This is a genomic window from Streptomyces sp. NPDC008121, from assembly GCF_042957155.1.
Lineage (GTDB): Bacteria > Actinomycetota > Actinomycetes > Streptomycetales > Streptomycetaceae > Streptomyces.
Genome location: NZ_JBIBHT010000008.1, coordinates 346,482 through 362,683 on the forward strand (window position 1 = coordinate 346,482; position 16,202 = coordinate 362,683).

11 protein-coding genes are annotated in these 16,202 nt (G+C 73.9%); 4 read left to right on the forward strand and 7 right to left on the reverse strand.

Features of this window, described 5'->3' with window-relative positions; genetic code table 11:
• Nucleotides 1-7: 7 nt before the first annotated feature.
• A complete protein-coding gene (locus ACFZBD_RS26655; RefSeq protein WP_391144088.1) occupies nucleotides 8-631 on the forward strand; it encodes a GPP34 family phosphoprotein in 624 nt (207 codons plus the stop codon).
• Between the two features lie 120 nt (nucleotides 632-751).
• On the opposite strand, the gene ACFZBD_RS26660 is transcribed toward ACFZBD_RS26655, so the two are convergent.
• Together ACFZBD_RS26660 and rarD are read right to left on the reverse strand one after the other, a co-directional pair.
• Complete coding sequence (locus ACFZBD_RS26660) at nucleotides 752-1,729, reverse strand: helix-turn-helix transcriptional regulator (protein WP_391144090.1); 978 nt, start codon at nucleotides 1,727-1,729, stop codon at nucleotides 752-754.
• A gap of 296 nt (nucleotides 1,730-2,025) precedes the next feature.
• Nucleotides 2,026-3,018, reverse strand: a complete 993-nt coding sequence (gene rarD / locus ACFZBD_RS26665) for an EamA family transporter RarD (RefSeq protein WP_391144400.1) — start codon at nucleotides 3,016-3,018, stop codon at nucleotides 2,026-2,028.
• Between the two features lie 295 nt (nucleotides 3,019-3,313).
• Between rarD and ACFZBD_RS26670 the strand changes: the two genes are divergently transcribed.
• The 3 genes from ACFZBD_RS26670 to ACFZBD_RS26680 are packed head-to-tail and all read left to right on the forward strand — an operon-like array spanning nucleotide 3,314 to nucleotide 8,903.
• Entirely contained in the window at nucleotides 3,314-4,141 is an 828-nt protein-coding gene (locus ACFZBD_RS26670) for a hypothetical protein (protein ID WP_391144092.1), read from the forward strand.
• Complete coding sequence (locus ACFZBD_RS26675) at nucleotides 4,138-6,687, forward strand: ABC transporter substrate-binding protein (RefSeq protein WP_391144094.1); 2,550 nt, start codon at nucleotides 4,138-4,140, stop codon at nucleotides 6,685-6,687. The genes ACFZBD_RS26670 and ACFZBD_RS26675 overlap by 4 nt, the downstream gene beginning before the upstream one ends.
• Nucleotides 6,688-6,689: 2 nt before the next feature.
• A complete protein-coding gene (locus ACFZBD_RS26680) occupies nucleotides 6,690-8,903 on the forward strand; it encodes an ABC transporter substrate-binding protein (RefSeq protein WP_391144404.1) in 2,214 nt (737 codons plus the stop codon).
• A gap of 69 nt (nucleotides 8,904-8,972) precedes the next feature.
• On the opposite strand, the gene ACFZBD_RS26685 is transcribed toward ACFZBD_RS26680, so the two are convergent.
• The 5 genes from ACFZBD_RS26685 to ACFZBD_RS26705 all read right to left on the reverse strand — a co-directional run bounded on the left by ACFZBD_RS26685 (nucleotide 8,973) and on the right by ACFZBD_RS26705 (nucleotide 16,092).
• Entirely contained in the window at nucleotides 8,973-10,025 is a 1,053-nt protein-coding gene (locus ACFZBD_RS26685; RefSeq protein ID WP_391144097.1) for a thiamine pyrophosphate-dependent enzyme, read from the reverse strand.
• Nucleotides 10,018-11,955, reverse strand: coding sequence for a 2-oxoacid:acceptor oxidoreductase subunit alpha (locus tag ACFZBD_RS26690; RefSeq protein ID WP_391144099.1), 1,938 nt, complete (start codon nucleotides 11,953-11,955; stop codon nucleotides 10,018-10,020). The genes ACFZBD_RS26685 and ACFZBD_RS26690 overlap by 8 nt, the downstream gene beginning before the upstream one ends.
• 279 nt (nucleotides 11,956-12,234) lie before the next feature.
• Nucleotides 12,235-12,906, reverse strand: coding sequence for a response regulator (locus ACFZBD_RS26695; RefSeq protein WP_391144100.1), 672 nt, complete (start codon nucleotides 12,904-12,906; stop codon nucleotides 12,235-12,237).
• Between the two features lie 370 nt (nucleotides 12,907-13,276).
• Nucleotides 13,277-14,563: a sensor domain-containing protein gene (locus tag ACFZBD_RS26700; protein ID WP_391144103.1), complete on the reverse strand. Its 1,287-nt coding sequence runs from the start codon at nucleotides 14,561-14,563 to the stop codon at nucleotides 13,277-13,279.
• 344 nt (nucleotides 14,564-14,907) lie between these two features.
• Complete coding sequence (locus ACFZBD_RS26705) at nucleotides 14,908-16,092, reverse strand: sensor domain-containing protein (RefSeq protein ID WP_391144105.1); 1,185 nt, start codon at nucleotides 16,090-16,092, stop codon at nucleotides 14,908-14,910.
• Nucleotides 16,093-16,202: the final 110 nt, after the last annotated feature.

The window sequence follows — 16,202 nt, forward strand, 5'->3', positions numbered from 1 at the left end:
ACCTGAGATGACCCTGGCAGGCGACATGATCCTGCTCGCCTTCGACGCGGACGGGGACGGGCTTCCGGTCCGGCAGTCCCTGGCACCGGCGGTGCGCGGAGCGCTGCTTGCCGAACTGCTCGACGGCGGCGCCCTGGTGGACGAGGCGGGCACGGCCGAGGCGGCGGGCGAGGCCCCGCGGGACGCGGCGCTCCGGCAGGTGTGGCAGCGGATCTCGGCGGAGCCCGGACGGAAGTGGCTGCACTGGGTCCGCAAGGACGGCCGCGCGTCGATCCACGAGGTGCTGCGGGGCCTGGAGAAGGACGGCCTGCTGGAGCAGAGCACCAGCCGGGTCTTCGGCGTCTTCCCGCTGAACCGTGCCGGTCTCACCCCGGCCGGCCTCGCCGCCGCCGGGGAGGTACGGGCCGCGGTGGCCGCCGCCGCGGAGGACCCGGCCTCCGGCGCGGCGGGCGACCGGGCCGCGCTCCTGGCCGGACTCGCGTACGCGGGCGGCCAGTTGGGCACGACCCTGCCGGCCGACCGGCGCCGCGCCCTCAAGGACCGCCTGACGGCCCTGTCCGACGCCGCCGCCCCGGTCTCGGCGGCGGTCCGCCGTGCCGTCCAGGACCTCCAGGGCGCGGCCGTCTCTTAGGGCGTGTCCTGGCGGCGGGCCCGGCCTCCGTCCGCCGGGGCGCGGGTTCGGCCCGGCCCGGCGCCGCTAGTTCCGCCCCGGTGTCGCCCGCTCGGCGCCGCCCGCCCGCCCCGGTGTCGGTCAGATCCAGCCGCGTTCGCGTGCCAGCAGTGCGGCGTGCGGCCGGCTGGAGGCGCCCAGGACGCGCAGCAGGTCGGCGACGTGGCGCCGGTAGGTCCGCACCGACATGCCCAGGTCTCTGGCGCCGATCTCGTCCTTGCCGACGTGACACATGGATTTCAGCACCTCGCGCTCGGTCTCGGCGAGACCGCCCGGGCACTCCTCGGTGTCGGCGATGATCGCCGACAGGTCGGTGGCCTGGCACCAGATCTTCTCGAAGAGGGCGAGGATGCCGGAGACGAGGCCGGTCTCCCGTGCGACCAGCGCGCCGCGCGAGGTGTTCTCGGGGTCGATCGGGACCAGGGCGGTGCGCCGGTCGTAGACCAGGATGCGCTCCGAGAGGTCGTCCGTCGTCCGGATCTGCGCGCCCTTCGCGGTGAGTTCGCGCAGGTAGCCGACGGTCAGCGGGTCGTCGAGGGCTTCCCGGAGCACCACGTTGCGGATGCGGACGCCCCGGCTCAGGCAGCGCAGGTCCAGCGGGCGGGAGTGCTCGATGTTCTCGGGCGTGAGCGCGGTGTACGGCTCGACGGAGAGGATCTCCTCGCGGGCGAAGAAGGCGAGGTCGTCGATCCGTCCCCGGATCTGCGCCACGTTCTCCATCCGCTCCACGGACTGCGGCGAGGCCAGCGCCGGGCACTGCTCGTCCCGCAGTTCGGCGACGAGGTGCCGGGAGCGGGTGACTTCCTGCAGTTCCTGGTGCAGTTCGCGCAGCCGCAGGTCGGTGAGCCGGTCCACGGCGACCGCCGGGTCGGTCGGGCACACGGTCTGCCGGTCGGTCGGGTACAGCAGCCCGAGCTCGCGCAGCCGGGCCTGGGCGTCGGCCACGGCCGCGCGGTCGGCGCGGAGCAGGAGGTGGATGTCGCCGTCGGTCGTGTCCGGATTTCTAAGGAAATGGCGGTAGATGCTCTCCTCCAGTTCGGAGAGTCCCAATACCCGCATGCCTGTTGCCACCATCTCGAGCCCCCCGCGCTCTTGTGTGCACACCGGCATCGCGATCCGCCTGGTCAGACGGTTGCAGCCCCGCGGCCGGATGGTGGGATGGATGGTAATGCCCAGGCAAATCAGCCGCACGGTGGCGTGATCATGGTGTGACGCGGATCACGTGGCGGAGGGTGGTGGGAACGCGACCGGCCGTGTCCCCTCGCCACCGGCCCTCTCGCGGCCGAAAGGGCTCGGCGACCCGCCGCTGGGGCCCTGTGGGGCGCCACGCCTGGCGCACGCGAGCCGGGGACGGTTCACGCGAGGGGGCCGCGGTCTCCCTCCGTGAGGGGGGCCTTCGCCCCGGCCGTCGCGGCCCGCGCGGCCTCGACCGTCCCCGCAGTCCCCGCCGTTCCCGCCGTCTCCGCCGCCCGGACCGCGTCGGCCAGCGCCTGCGCCGTCGCCGCCTCGACCGCCGCGCGGCTCCGGCGGGCCGTCCGCAGCGCGTCCCACGTCAGCAGCGTCAGGGCCAGCCACACCAGCGAGAAGCCGGCCCAGCGCTCCGGCGGCATCGCCTCGTGGAAGTAGACGACGCCGAGGCCGAACTGGAAGACCGGCGCCAGGTACTGCAGCAGCCCCAGCGTCGACAGCGGCACCCGGATCGCGGCCGCCCCGAAGCAGACCAGCGGCACGGCCGTCACGAGGCCGGTCGCCGCGAGCAGCGCCGCGTGGCCCGCGCCCTGCGTGCCGAAGATGATGTTCCCGCTCGCGCCGAGCCAGAGCAGATAGGCGAGGGCGGGCAGGAACTGGATCGCGGTCTCGGCGGCCAGCGACTCCAGGCCGCCGATGTTGACCTTCTTCTTCACCAGGCCGTAGACGGCGAACGAGAACGCCAGCATCAGCGAGAGCCACGGCGGCCGCCCGTAGCCGATCGCGAGGACGAGCACCGCCGCGAAGCCGATGCCGACCGCCGTCCACTGCACCGGCCGGAGCCGCTCCTTCAGGAGCAGCACGCCCATGGCGATGGTGACGAGCGGGTTGATGAAGTACCCCAGGGAGGCCTCGACGACCTGGCCGGAGTTCACGGCCCAGATGTACCCGCCCCAGTTGACGCTGATCACGGCCGCGGCCACGGCTATCAGGCCCAGCTTGCGCGGCTCCCGCGCCAGCTCGCGTATCCAGCCCCAGCGGCGCAGCGCGAGCAGCGCGACGCCGACCGCCAGCAGCGACCAGACCATCCGGTGGGCGAGGATCTCGATCGCCCCGGCCGGCTTCAGGAGCGGCCAGAAGAGCGGGACCAGGCCCCACATCCCGTAGGCACCGATCCCGTACAAGAGCCCCGCTCGTCCCTCGCTGTGCTTGTCCACGTAAAAGCTCCTGCCCTGCGCCGCGCCGTCCTGTCGACGGTAGCGCCGCGAAGGGCGGGCTGTCATGTCCGTACCGCCATACGGTCATGACCTTCCGGCTCGGTGGCGGTCCGCCCCGGTATGTCGCGGGAGGGCAACCGGTTGGTCCCAATGATGTTGTACGCAGGGCATGTTGGCGCTTACTGAGCGTACGATCTGCCCACCATCCGGGGAATGCGTGAGCGTGCGTGGGGGATGCGTGACGTACGGACACCGAAGACTGCTGCTCTGCTGCGCCGTGCTGGCGGGCGGACTGATCCTGACCGGCTGCTCGGACGACGGCGCCGACGGCGGACGGCCCGACGGCAAGGCGACCTCTCCTACGACGGGTGCACCGCCCGGGGACCCGGCGCCGAGCCCCACACCGACCAGGCTCGGCTTCACCGCCGACCCGGCACGGGCGCCGAAGACCACCGCCGACGCGAAGAGGCTCGCCCTCGCGGTCGTCGCGGGACCGGACTCCTGGGGCCCCGACTTCGTGAAACGCGCCCCGTACCTCAGCGCCGACGACTACTGGCCGGTCCTCGGCCGGGGGTGCGACTGGGAGGGCGGCAGCCGCCCGGCCACCGTGCTCTACAGCGTCACCGCCTCCAGCGAGATCCCCGCCGGGGCGGGCAAGGGACTCCTGCGGGTCTCCGCCACCGTCACGGTCCACCGCACCGAGACCGCCGCCGACTGGGAGATGGCCCAGACCCTCGAAGAGGCGCTGCGCTGCCCGGACCAGCGGCTGCGCGACGGCGAACGCATCACCGGCCTCATCTCCATCGGCAACCCCTTCGGCGTCGGCGGTAACTTCACCGCCTCCGACTCCCTCGGCGAGATGGGCCGGTACCACAACGACGCCGTCGCGGACGGGCCGCAGGGCCAGAAGTACGCCTGGTACCAGTCCCGGGTCGGACAGGTCACGGTCGCGGCCGTCGCCAAGGGCGCGCCCGGCCACACCGACCAGGAGATCGACAGCGCCCAGGTCCAGGCACTCGTGGCCATGATCGGGCGCGCGGAGACGCAGTTGGAGGCGCAGTCATGAGCCGGGAGAACCGAGAGGGCGGCGAGGCGCGCGAGAACGACGGCCGGCCGGAGCGCCCCGGCGGCGGCGGGACCGCCCCCGAGCCCGGCAGACCCGGTCCCCTTGACCCCGCCAGACCCGACGCCCGCGAGCCCGGCAGACCCGGCGCCCCCGAGGGCCCTGCGGCCCCCGCCACCCCCGGCCTCCCCGAGGACGCCGCCGTCCCCGAACTCCCCGCCACCCCCGGCGCCTCCGGGAGCCCCGCGCCCCCCGCCGTCCCCGAACCCCCCGCCACCCCCGGCGCCTCCGGGAGCCCCGCGCCCCCCGCCACCCCCGCCCCGCCCCCGCCGCCCGTCCCCGCCCGCGCGCCCGGGGATCTTCAGCCGTTGGCCGCGGGCGATCCCTCCTCGCTCGCCGGGTACCGGCTCCTCGGGCGTCTCGGGGCCGGTGGAATGGGCGTCGTCTACCTCGGGCGTACGGACCACGGCGAACTCGCCGCCGTCAAGGTCACCCACGCCGACCACGCCGACCACCCCGACTTCCGGGCCCGCTTCCGGCGCGAGGTCGAGGCCGCCCGCCGGGTCTCCAGCCCCTGGGCCGTCCCCGTCACCGGCGCCGACCCCGACGCCCCCCACCCGTGGATGGCCACCGCCTTCGTCCCCGGCCCCTCCCTCGGCGAGGCCATCCGCGACCACGGGCCGCTGCCCGAGCGGAGCGTACGGATCCTCGGCGGCGCCCTCGCCCGCGCGCTCGACGCCGTCCACACCGCCGGGATCGTCCACCGCGACGTCAAGCCGGGGAACGTCCTCCTCGCCGTCGACGGCCCCCGCCTGATCGACTTCGGCATCGCCCGGGCCGTCGCCGAGACCTCGCTCACCTCCACCGACATGGTGGTCGGCACCCCCGGCTTCCTCGCCCCCGAACAGGCCCAGGCGCACGGCGCCGCCGTCGGCCCGGCCTGCGACGTCTTCTCGCTCGGCGGCCTCCTCGCGTACGCCTCGACCGGCCGCCCGCCGTTCGGTACGGGAGGCGTCGACGCGCTGCTCTACCGCACGGTCTACGACGAGCCCGACCTCGTCGGCGTACCGGACGGGCTGCGGGACGTCCTGCGGGCCTGCCTCGCCAAGGACCCGGCCGCCAGGCCCACGACCCAGGGGCTCGTCGCCCTCCTCGCCGAGGACGCCCCGGGCCCCGACGCCGACTGGCTCCCCGCTCCCGTCGTCCGCACCATCGCCGAACGCTCCGCACGGATGCTCGCCCTCCCCGACATCGACGCCACCCACGTCGGCGCCGGCCGGACGGGCGAGGGCGCCGGGGCCGCCGGGACCAGCAGACGGAGGTTCCTGCTCCTCGCCTCCGGGGCGGCCGTCCTCGCCGCGGGCGGCGGCGCGGCCGCCTGGGCCGGGCTCCGGGACGACGAGCGGGGCGGAAGCGACGGCGCGGGCGGCGCCCCGCGCTGGACCATCGGCGTCCAGGCGGACCTCACCGGCCCCGCCAAGGACATCGGCACCGCCCAGGAGCGCGGCGCCCGCCTCGCCGTCGAGCGGTTCAACGCCCGCGCCGACAAGCCCTTCACCCTCGACGTGAAGGTCTCCGACGACGGCGGGGACAAGGAACGCGCCCTGGCGGCGGCCCGCCGGCTCACCACCGACCCCCGCGTCCTCGGCGTCCTCGGCCCCACCTCCGACTACACCGCCCAGAACGCGCTGCCCGCGTACGACGAGGCCCGCATGCCCCTGCTCATGGTCTCCCCGGGGCTCAACCTGCTGACCGCCGGCCAGGCCGAGGGCAAGGGCACCACCGTGCTGCGGGCCTGCCCGCAGCACGCCACCGCCGGCATGCACCTGGCGTACCACGTGCTGCACCGCACGCGGAGCACCCGGCCGGGTCTCCTCCAGGAGCGCGTCGACGACACGTACGCCTGGCAGTACATGCGCGGCACCGATTTCGGCTTCCGCTACGCCGAGGTCGTCCCCCACCCCCGGGTGGTCCCGGCCGCGACCACCGACTACCGGCGGATCGTCGCCGAGATGATGGCCGAGGGCATCGACGCCTACGTCCACTGCGGCCTCACCGACAGCGCCGTCCTGGCCGCGAAGGCGCTCGACGAACTCGGCTTCACCGGCATGAGGATCACCGGGCAGCACGTCTTCGGCCCCCGCTTCCTGAAGGAGGCCGGGCCCGCCGCCGAGGGCTGGGTGGTCGGCGCCCCCGTCGTCGACCCCACCACCAGGAAGCAGGCCGCCGCCTTCGTCGCCGCGTACCGCCGGCGGTACGGCACCGTCCCGGCCTTCTACGCGGGGGAGGCCTACGACCTGGTCACCCTGTTCGCCGCGGAGGCCGTGAAGGCCGGGAAGGCGGCGGGCGGCTCACCGGACCGCACCGCCCTCGCGCCCCGGCTGCGCAAGGCCACCTACGAAGGAGCCATGGGCGGGTACGTCTTCGACGCGAAGACCGGCGACCTGGCGACGGGGGCGGTGGGGACCTTCCTGTACGCCGTCGAGAACGGGCGCTACAAACCGCTCGGCTTCGCCCCCGCCGGCCCGCCCAAGACCCGCGGGGCGTGACCGTGCAGGCCCTGCGCCCGGCCGATCCGTCGACGATCGCCGGATTCCGGCTCCTGGGCCGCCTCGGTGCGGGCGGCATGGGGGTGGTCTACCTCGCCCGCTCGTCCGGCGGGGCGCTCGCCGCGCTCAAGCTCATCCGGGCCGAACACGCCGCCGACCCCGGGTTCCGTGAGCGGTTCCGCCGCGAGGCGGCGGTCGCCGAGTCGCTGACCGGCCGGTGGGTGGTCAAGGTCCTCGGCTCCGACCCGGAGGCCCGGGAGCCGTGGCTGGCCACCGAATTCGTCCCCGGCCCCTCGCTCGCGGAGGCCGTCGCCGTGCACGGGCCGCTGCCCGAGACGACCGTACGGCCCCTGGGGGCCCGGCTCGCCGAGGCGCTGACGGACCTGCACCGGGCCGGGCTCGTGCACCGGGACGTCAAACCCGCCAACGTCCTCCTCGCCCTCGACGGGCCGCGCCTGATCGACTTCGGCATCGCCCGCTCGGCCGGGGCGACCGCCCTCACCGCCACCGACGTGATGATCGGCACGCCCGGCTTCCTCTCGCCGGAACAGGCGCGGGCCGCCGGGGCGGGCGCGGTCGGCCCGGCGAGCGACGTCTTCTCGCTGGGTTGCGTCCTGGCCCACGCGGCGACCGGCCGCCGCCCGTTCGGTACGGGGACGGTGGCCGTGGTCGTCTACCGCACCGTCCACGAGGAACCCGACCTGGACGGCCTGCCGCCCGCCCTCACGGCCCTGGTCGCGGCCTGCCTGGCCAAGGACCCGACGACCCGCCCCACGGCCTCCGAGATCCGGGCCGCCCTGTCCGCCCCCACCCCCCTGGGGGCCGCCGGGGACTGGCTGCCGCCCGGGCTGCCCGCGCTGATCGCGCAGCGGTCCGCCCGCGTCCTGGATCTGCCGGTGGCGGAGCCGACCCTGCTGGTCGCCCCGCCCGCTCCCGCCCGCGCCGCGCCCTCGCGTCGGCGTCTCCTCGTGCTCGGCTCGGCAGCCGCCGTCACCGGGGCCGGCGGCCTGACCGCCTGGCTGGCGAATCGCCCGCCCGCCGCCCCCGCCGGCGGCGGCCGGGCCGGCCCCCGGCCGACGTACCGCATCGGCGTCCAGACGGATCGGAGCGGCCCCCGCAAGGCCGACGGCCTCGCCCAGGAGCGCGGGGTGCGGCTCGCCGTCGAGACCTTCAACGCCCGCCGGGACCGGCCCTTCGACCTGGCGGTGACGGTCCGCGACGACGGCGGGGACCCGCGCCGCGCCGCCGAGGCGGCGCACGCCTTCGTCAAGGACGCCTCCGTCATGGCCGTCATCGGCCCGACCACCCGAGAGACCGTCGTCGCCGGCTCCGCGACCTACCACCGCAACCGGCTGGTCCTGCTGAGCGTCGCCATCGGCGTCGACCAGGTCGACATCGTGGGCCAGACCGCCACCCCCACCTACCGGGAGCTGCGCGTCCACCACGACATGCACCTGCTGCCCGTCACCAGCGTCGCCCTCGTGCGAAGCGCCCGGCGGATGGCCGTGGTGCACGACCGGGCGGCGGGCGACTTCGCCTGGCGGACCCTCAACTCCGTCAGGGCGAGCATGAAGGAAGTGGAAGGCGGCACCACCACCGACCACCGCGTGCCGGCGGACGAGGACGACTTCGGACCGGCGGTCCGCGAGGCCCTCGCCACCCGCCCGGACGCCGTGTTCTACTCCGGCGCCTCCCCGAGCCGGGCCGCACTCTGCGCGGGGGAACTCGCGCGCCAGGGGTACACCGGCCTGCGCGGCAGCGTCGAGTACGCCCTCGGCCCCGAGTTCCTCTCCCTCGCCGGACGGGCCGCCGACGGCTGGTACTTCGGCACCACCTACGTCGACCCGGCGCTCGTCCCCGCGGCGGCGGCGTTCACCGCCGCCTACCGCACCCGCTGGGGCCTGGCCCCCTCCGCGCCGGTCGAGCGGTTCGCGGCGGAGGCGTACGACGTGGTCCTCGGCCTGGCCGACGGCCTGCGGGAGCTGGTCAGCACCCACCAGGGCATCGAGCGGGGCGCCGTACGGGAGAGGTTCCGGGTCTTCCCGTACCAGGGCATCACCAAGGCGTACGGCTTCGATCCCTCCAACCCCACCTTCTTCAAGCCGGCGAAGGCGCGCACGGAGCTGTTCCTGTACCGGATCGAGCGGGGCGCGCCCCGCTTCCTCGGGCATTTCGAGAAGGCGGCGCAGGCGCTGAAGCCGAAGCCGAACACGTAGACGGATCCGGAGACGGACGAGGGGCGCGGCAGCCGAGCCGCCGCGCCCCTCGTGACGTCCTCGTCGCCGCTAGCCGATCACGGTCCAGGTGTCGTTGCCCGCGAGCAGCTGGCCCAGGTCGCCCTTGCCGTGCTGCTCGATCGCCGCGTCCAGCTGGTCGGCCATCAGCGTGTCGTACACCGGCCGCTCCACCGACCGGAAGACCCCGATCGGGGTCTGGTGCAGCGTGTCCGGGTCGGCGAGCCGGGACAGCGCGAACGCGGTGGTCGGGGAGGTGGCGTGGGCGTCGTGGACGAGGACGGCGCTCTCGTTCTCGGGGGTGACCGGGACGACCTTCAGGTCGCCGGTCGCCGGGTCCCGCACGACGCCCTTGGCCAGGTCGGTGCCGAAGCGGATCGGCTGACCGTGCTCCAGCCGGATCACGGCCTCCTGCGCCTGCTGCTTGTCCTTCAGGACCTCGAAGGCGCCGTCGTTGAAGATGTTGCAGTTCTGGTAGATCTCCACGAGCGCCGTGCCGGGGTGGTCGGCGGCCTGCCGCAGCACCTCGGTGAGGTGCTTGCGGTCGGAGTCGACCGTCCGCGCCACGAACGACGCCTCGGCGCCGATCGCAAGCGACACCGGGTTGAAGGGCGCGTCGAGCGAGCCCACCGGCGTCGACTTGGTGATCTTGCCGACCTCGCTGGTGGGGCTGTACTGCCCCTTGGTCAGGCCGTAGATCCGGTTGTTGAAGAGGAGGATCTTGAGGTTGACGTTGCGGCGCAGGGCGTGGATCAGGTGGTTGCCGCCGATGGAGAGCGCGTCGCCGTCGCCCGTGACCACCCAGACCGACAGGTCGCGGCGCGAGGTCGCGAGGCCGGTGGCGATGGCGGGGGCGCGGCCGTGGATGGAGTGCATCCCGTAGGTGTTCATGTAGTACGGGAATCTGGACGAGCAGCCGATGCCGGAGACGAAGACGATGTTCTCCTTCGCCAGGCCCAGCTCCGGCATGAAGCCCTGCACGGCGGCGAGGACGGCGTAGTCGCCGCACCCCGGGCACCAGCGCACCTCCTGGTCGGACTTGAAGTCCTTCATCGACTGGGCGGCTTCTGCCTTGGGCACGAGCTTCAGGAGTGACTCAGGCATCGATGGCCTCCTTGAGTGCCGTGGCGAGCTGCTCCGCCTTGAACGGCATGCCGTTCACCTGGGTGTGGCTGCGGGCGTCGACGAGGTACGTCGCCCGGACGAGCGTGGCGAGCTGCCCGAGGTTCATCTCGGGGATCACCACCGTGTCGTACCGCTTCAGGACCTCCCCGAGGTTCCGGGGGAAGGGGTTGAGGTGGCGCAGGTGGGCCTGGGCGATGGGGCGGCTCTCGCGGCGGAGCCGGCGGACGGCCGCCGTGATCGGCCCGTAGGTGGAGCCCCAGCCGAGGACCAGGGTCGTCGCGCCGTCCGGGTCGTCGACCTCGACGTCCGGGACCTCGATGCCGTCGATCTTGGCCTGGCGGGTGCGGACCATGAAGTCGTGGTTGGCGGGGTCGTAGGAGATGTTGCCGGTGCCGTCCTGCTTCTCGATGCCGCCGATGCGGTGTTCGAGGCCGGGCGTGCCGGGCAGGGCCCACGGCCGGGCCAGGGTCCGCTCATCGCGCTTGTACGGCCAGAAGACCTCGGTGCCGTCCGCCAGCTCGTGGTTGGGTCCGGAGGCGAACTGCACGCGCAGGTCGGGCAGTTCGTCGAGGTCCGGGATCCGCCACGGCTCGGAGCCGTTGGCGAGGTAGCCGTCGGAGAGGAGGAAGACCGGTGTGCGGTACGTGAGCGCGATCCGGGCCGCGTCCACGGCCGCGTCGAAGCAGTCGGCGGGGGTCCTCGGCGCCACGATCGGCACCGGGGCCTCGCCGTTGCGGCCGTACATGGCCTGGAGGAGGTCGGCCTGCTCGGTCTTGGTGGGCAGGCCGGTGGACGGGCCGCCGCGCTGGATGTCGACGATCAGCAGCGGCAGCTCCAGGGAGACCGCGAGGCCGATGGTCTCGGACTTCAGCGCGACTCCGGGGCCGGAGGTGGTGGTGACGGCGAGCGCTCCGCCGAAGGCGGCGCCGAGCGCGGCGCCGATGCCGGCGATCTCGTCCTCGGCCTGGAAGGTGCGGACGCCGAAGTTCTTGTGCCGGGACAGCTCGTGCAGGATGTCCGAGGCAGGCGTGATCGGGTAGGAGCCCAGGTAGAGCGGGAGGTCCGCCTGCCGGGAGGCGGCGATCAGGCCGTAGGAGAGGGCGAGGTTCCCGGAGATGTTGCGGTACGTGCCGGGCGGGAAGGCCGTGGTCGCCGGGGCGATCTCGTAGGAGACGGCGAAGTCCTCGGTCGTCTCGCCGAAGTTCCAGCCGGCCCGGAACGCGGCCACGTTCGCCTCGGCGATCTGCGGCTTCTTGGCGAACTTCTGCCGCAGGAACGTCTCGGTCCCCTCGGTCGGCCGGTGGTACATCCAGGAGAGCAGCCCGAGCGCGAACATGTTCTTGGAGCGCTCGGCCTCCTTCCGGGACAGGCCGAACTCCTTGAGCGCCTCGACCGTCAGCGTGGTCAGCGGGACCGGGTGGACCCGGTACGCGTCCAGCGAGCCGTCCTCCAGGGGGGAGGTGTCGTAGCCGACCTTGGCCATGGCGCGCTTGGCGAACTCGTCCGTGTTGACGATGATCTCGCCGCCGCGCGGCACGTCCCCGATGTTGGCCTTCAGCGCGGCCGGGTTCATCGCGACCAGGACGTTCGGGGCGTCGCCCGGGGTCAGGATGTCGTGGTCGGCGAAGTGCAGCTGGAACGAGGAGACGCCCGGCAGGGTGCCGGCGGGGGCCCGGATCTCGGCGGGGAAGTTCGGCAGCGTCGAGAGGTCGTTCCCGAAGGACGCCGTCTCGGAGGTGAACCGGTCACCCGTGAGCTGCATGCCGTCCCCGGAGTCGCCCGCGAAGCGGATGATCACCCGATCGAGTCGGCGTACTTCCTTGTCCGGGCCGTGGTGGGGCGCCGCCGGGGCGCTGCGCTGCTCCCCGACCAGGGCCTCACCGGCCTCGTTGCTGACCTGGCTGGTCACTGAACTGGACCTCCCTCGCGGCAAGGGTCTTCTCCGCCGAAGCGGGAGAAGGCTCGGGAGACGACCGGTCGGACCGGCCGTCCCGTGGCCCACCCTACGACGGGGGATAGGGCCTTCCCGGGACTTCTCGCATCGTGGACCTCTTCGTGAGACGCCCTCTTGCCCTGGATTGTTACGTTCTGTCGCTCCCGCTGTGTTGCTGGAGCGTCACGCTCCGCTTATTTTCCGCCTTCGAGGACCCTCCAGGCCGCTCTCCTTACCTGACAGAGTGTCAGGTCCTCAGGACTTCAGGTAGGTCAACACCGCGAGTACCCGACGGTGATCCCCGTCACTCGGGGAGAGCCCCAGCTTCAGGAAGATGTTGCTGACGTGCTTCTCCACCGCACCGTCGCTCACCACCAGCTGCTTCGCGACCGCCGAATTCGTCCGCCCCTCCGCCATCAGGCCCAACACCTCCCGCTCACGCGGGGTGAGGTTGGCCAGAACGTCCTGCTTGCGGCTGCGCCCCAGAAGCTGCTGGACGACCTCCGGGTCCAGCGCCGTACCGCCCCTGGCCACCCGGACCACGGCGTCCACGAACTCCCTGACCTCCGCCACCCGGTCCTTCAGCAGATAGCCCACGCCCCGGCTGGAGCCCGCCAGCAGCTCGGTCGCGTACTGCTCCTCCACGTACTGCGAGAGCACGAGCACCCCGACCTCCGGGTACTCCTTGCGCAGCCGCACCGCCGCGCGGACGCCCTCGTCCGTATGGGTGGGCGGCATGCGCACGTCGGCGACGACCACGTCCGGCAGCGCGTTCTCCCCGGCGAGCCCGGCCACGGTCTTCACCAGCGCCTCGCCGTCCCCGACACCGGCGACGACCTCGTGCCCCCGGTCGGTCAGGAGCCGGGTCAGCCCCTCGCGGAGCAGCACCGAATCCTCGGCGATGACCACCCGTACCCTGTCCGCCACGTCTTCCACGCCCACGACCCCGCTGCCCTCGTTCCGACGTGCGCCGTCGCGATCTGTCGACCTCGCGGCGCTGCGATCCCTGCGATCCCTGGTGCGCCGGTGTGATGATCCGGCGCGGTTCCAGCATCGCAGGAAGAGGGACGCGGGGGAGCGTGATCGGGTTCAGGGACGGCGGAGGCTTGATCGGTCGGGGGTCGGGGGCCGGGGGCGGGGTCGGGCTCGGGAGCGGAGCCGGGATCGGGCTCGGGGCCGGGGCCCGCGTGCCGCGCCGTCACTCCTCGGGCGGCGCACCTGCCCGGGCTCCATGCCCGCCCCAGCGTCACGCGCCAGGCAGCTCAATGCGCGCCCGGGTCTCCCGCCCGCCCCGCCGTCACGCGCGCCAGGGCAGCTCGGCCGTGACCGTCGTCGGGCCGCCGGCCGGGGAGTCGACCGCCAGGACGCCGTCGACGGCGTCGAGCCGCTCCGTCAGCCCGGCGAGGCCGTGGCCCGCGGCGACGTCCGCGCCGCCCCGGCCGTCGTCCCGGACCTGGAGCAGCAGCCGGTCGCCCGACCGCCACACCTCCACCCAGGCGCGGCGGGCCTCGGCGTGCTTGGACACGTTCTGGAGCAGCTCGGAGACGGTGAAGTACGCGATGCCCTCGATCGCCGGGACCGGGCGGGCCGGCAGGTCGACCTCCACCGTCACCGGGACCGTGCAGCGGCCGGCGATCGAGGAGAGGGCCGCGTCCAGGCCGCGGTCGGTGAGGACCGCCGGGTGGATGCCCCGGGCGAGATCGCGCAGCTCCTGCAGCGCGGTCTTCACCTCGCCGTGCGCCTCCTCCACCATCCGCGCCGCCGTGTGCGGGTCCTCGGCCAGCTTCTCCTTCGCCAGACCCAGGTCCATCGCGAGCGCCACCAGCCGGGCCTGCGCGCCGTCGTGCAGGTCGCGTTCGATCCGGCGCAGGTCGGCGGCGGCCGTGTCCACGACCACGCCCCGGTCCGACTCCAGCTCCGTGACCCGCGTCGCCAGACGCGACGGACCGAGCAGCCCGGACACCATCAGCCGGTCGACGGCGACCAGCGCGCGGATCACCCACGGCCCGACGAGCACGAAGAGCAGACCGACGGCGCTGGTGACCGCGATCTCGAAGGGCGAGTCCAGATAGAAGTGGTGCGTCCCGTCGCCATACAGCTGGATGCCGTCCTGCCCCGCGTACAGCGGGAAGACCCACTGCCACAGCGGGTACGTGAAGAGGGCCCAGGCCCAGGCCCACAGCGTCAGCGCCACCGAGAAGGCGAAGACCGCCCACGGGAAGTGGAGGAAGGCGTACAGCACGTGCCGCCAGGAGGCCCCGCTCTTCAGCGTCGCCCCCATCCACGACATCGGCCCGCCGCTACGGCCCCGCACCGGCTCCGGCGCCGCCACGTCGAGGCCGAGCAGACCGCGCGCCCGGGCCCGCTCCACCGCGCCGAAGCCCCGGCACATCGCCAGCCCGCCGGCCAGGACCGGAATGCCGAGGAAGGTGATCAGCAGACCGGCGCCGGCCGCGACCATGGCGACGGTGAGGGAGAAGTACAGGGTGCCGAGCGGCAGTCCGAGCAGAAGGTAGCCGAACTCGCGCCAGGTACGGGCCTCGAACGGCGCGCGGATCGCGGCGGGGAGACGAGGGGTGGCCATCGCTGGTGTCCGTTTCTGCTGGAAGGGGTCGGGTCGGGGTCGCGGATCGGTAGGCCGGGGTGCGGGGTGAAGGGGCCGGGGTCGCGGATCGGTAGGCCGGGGTGCGGGGCGGCAGGGCCGGGGGCGCGGGCGGTAGGCGGGGAACGTCTGCCGTCGGCGGCGCCCGCCCTCCCCGCCCCACGGCTCAAGACTTCCGTTCCGCGCCGCGCCGGACCATGAGGCGAGTGGGCGTCCTCGCCCGGGGGTTTCCCCTACCTCCGGGGCAGGGCGCACCCGGGCACGGCAGAGCGCCCGGGGCAGCGCGTCCCCGCCGGGCGTGACGGCCAGGGTGTCCCGGGCGGGCCTCAGGAGGAAGAAGAGGTCGCGGCGGCGGAACGTTCCCGCCACGGCAGCTCGGCGGTGACCGTCGTCGGCCCGCCCTCCGGCGAGTCGAGGACGAACAGCCCGTCGACCGCCCCCAGCCGCTCGGCCAGCCCCGCCATCCCCGTACCGCCGTCCAGCCGGGCCCCGCCGCACCCGTCGTCGCTCACCTGGAGCAGCAGCCGGTCGTCCCGGCGCCACACCTCCACCGAGGCGGACCGCGCCCGGGCGTGCTTGGACACGTTCTGGAGCAGCTCCGAGACGGTGAAGTACGCGATGCCCTCGATGGCCTCGGCCGGGCGCCGGTCGAGATCGACGGTCACCTTCACCGGGACCGTGCAGCGGGCGGCGATCGAGGAGAGGGCCGCGTCCAGGCCGCGGTCGGTGAGGACCGCCGGGTGGATGCCCCGGGCGAGATCGCGCAGCTCCTGAAGCGCCAGCTTCACCTCGCCGTGCGCCTCGTCGACCATCGCGGCCGCCGCCTCCGGGTCCTCCAGAAGCTTCTCCTTCGCCAGGCCGAGTCCCATGGCGAGCGCCACCAGCCGGGCCTGCGCCCCGTCGTGCAGGTCGCGTTCGATCCGGCGCAGGTCGGCGGCGGCCGTGTCCACGACCACGCCCCGGTCCGACTCCAGCTCGGCGACCCGCCGTTCCAGCTCGTCGGAGGGCGAGAGCAGACCGCGGACCATGCCCCGGTCGGCGTTGGTGAGACCGCGCGCGACGAAGGGCAGCACCGGCCACAGCACCAGCAGGGCGACCAGGGTCGCCGTGAAGGTGAGGACCCCCCACGGCAGCCGGATGAAGCTGTACAGGACGGTGCGCCAGGCGACCGGATCCTTCAGCGACGACCACAGCCACGGGAAGAACCCGTGCCGGCGCGGCAGCCGGCTGGGCTCGTCCACGCGGACGCCGAGCAACGCCCGGGCCCTCGCCCGCTCGGCCCGCCCGAGACCCCGGGCCCCGGACAGCCCGAAGGCGAGCAGCGGCAGCCCGATGACGGTGACGGACAGGCCGACGCCGAGGAGGACCGTCACCACCGTGTACACGAAGCCCACCAGGGCGTACGGCAGATTGGCGAGGAGGAACGCGACCTCCCGCCAGGTCTGCCGGCCGTAGGTGATGCGCGCGGGCGGCAGTCTGTCGGTGCCGGGGCTCTCGGTGTCGACGCTCATGGTCCCCAGCCTGCCGGTCGGGGGTCCGGCGACGCCATGGGGTTCGTGGGTGAGCCTCGGTAGGGATATCCCCACCGGGACCCCCGCACGGGGTTCCGCCGCACACCCGC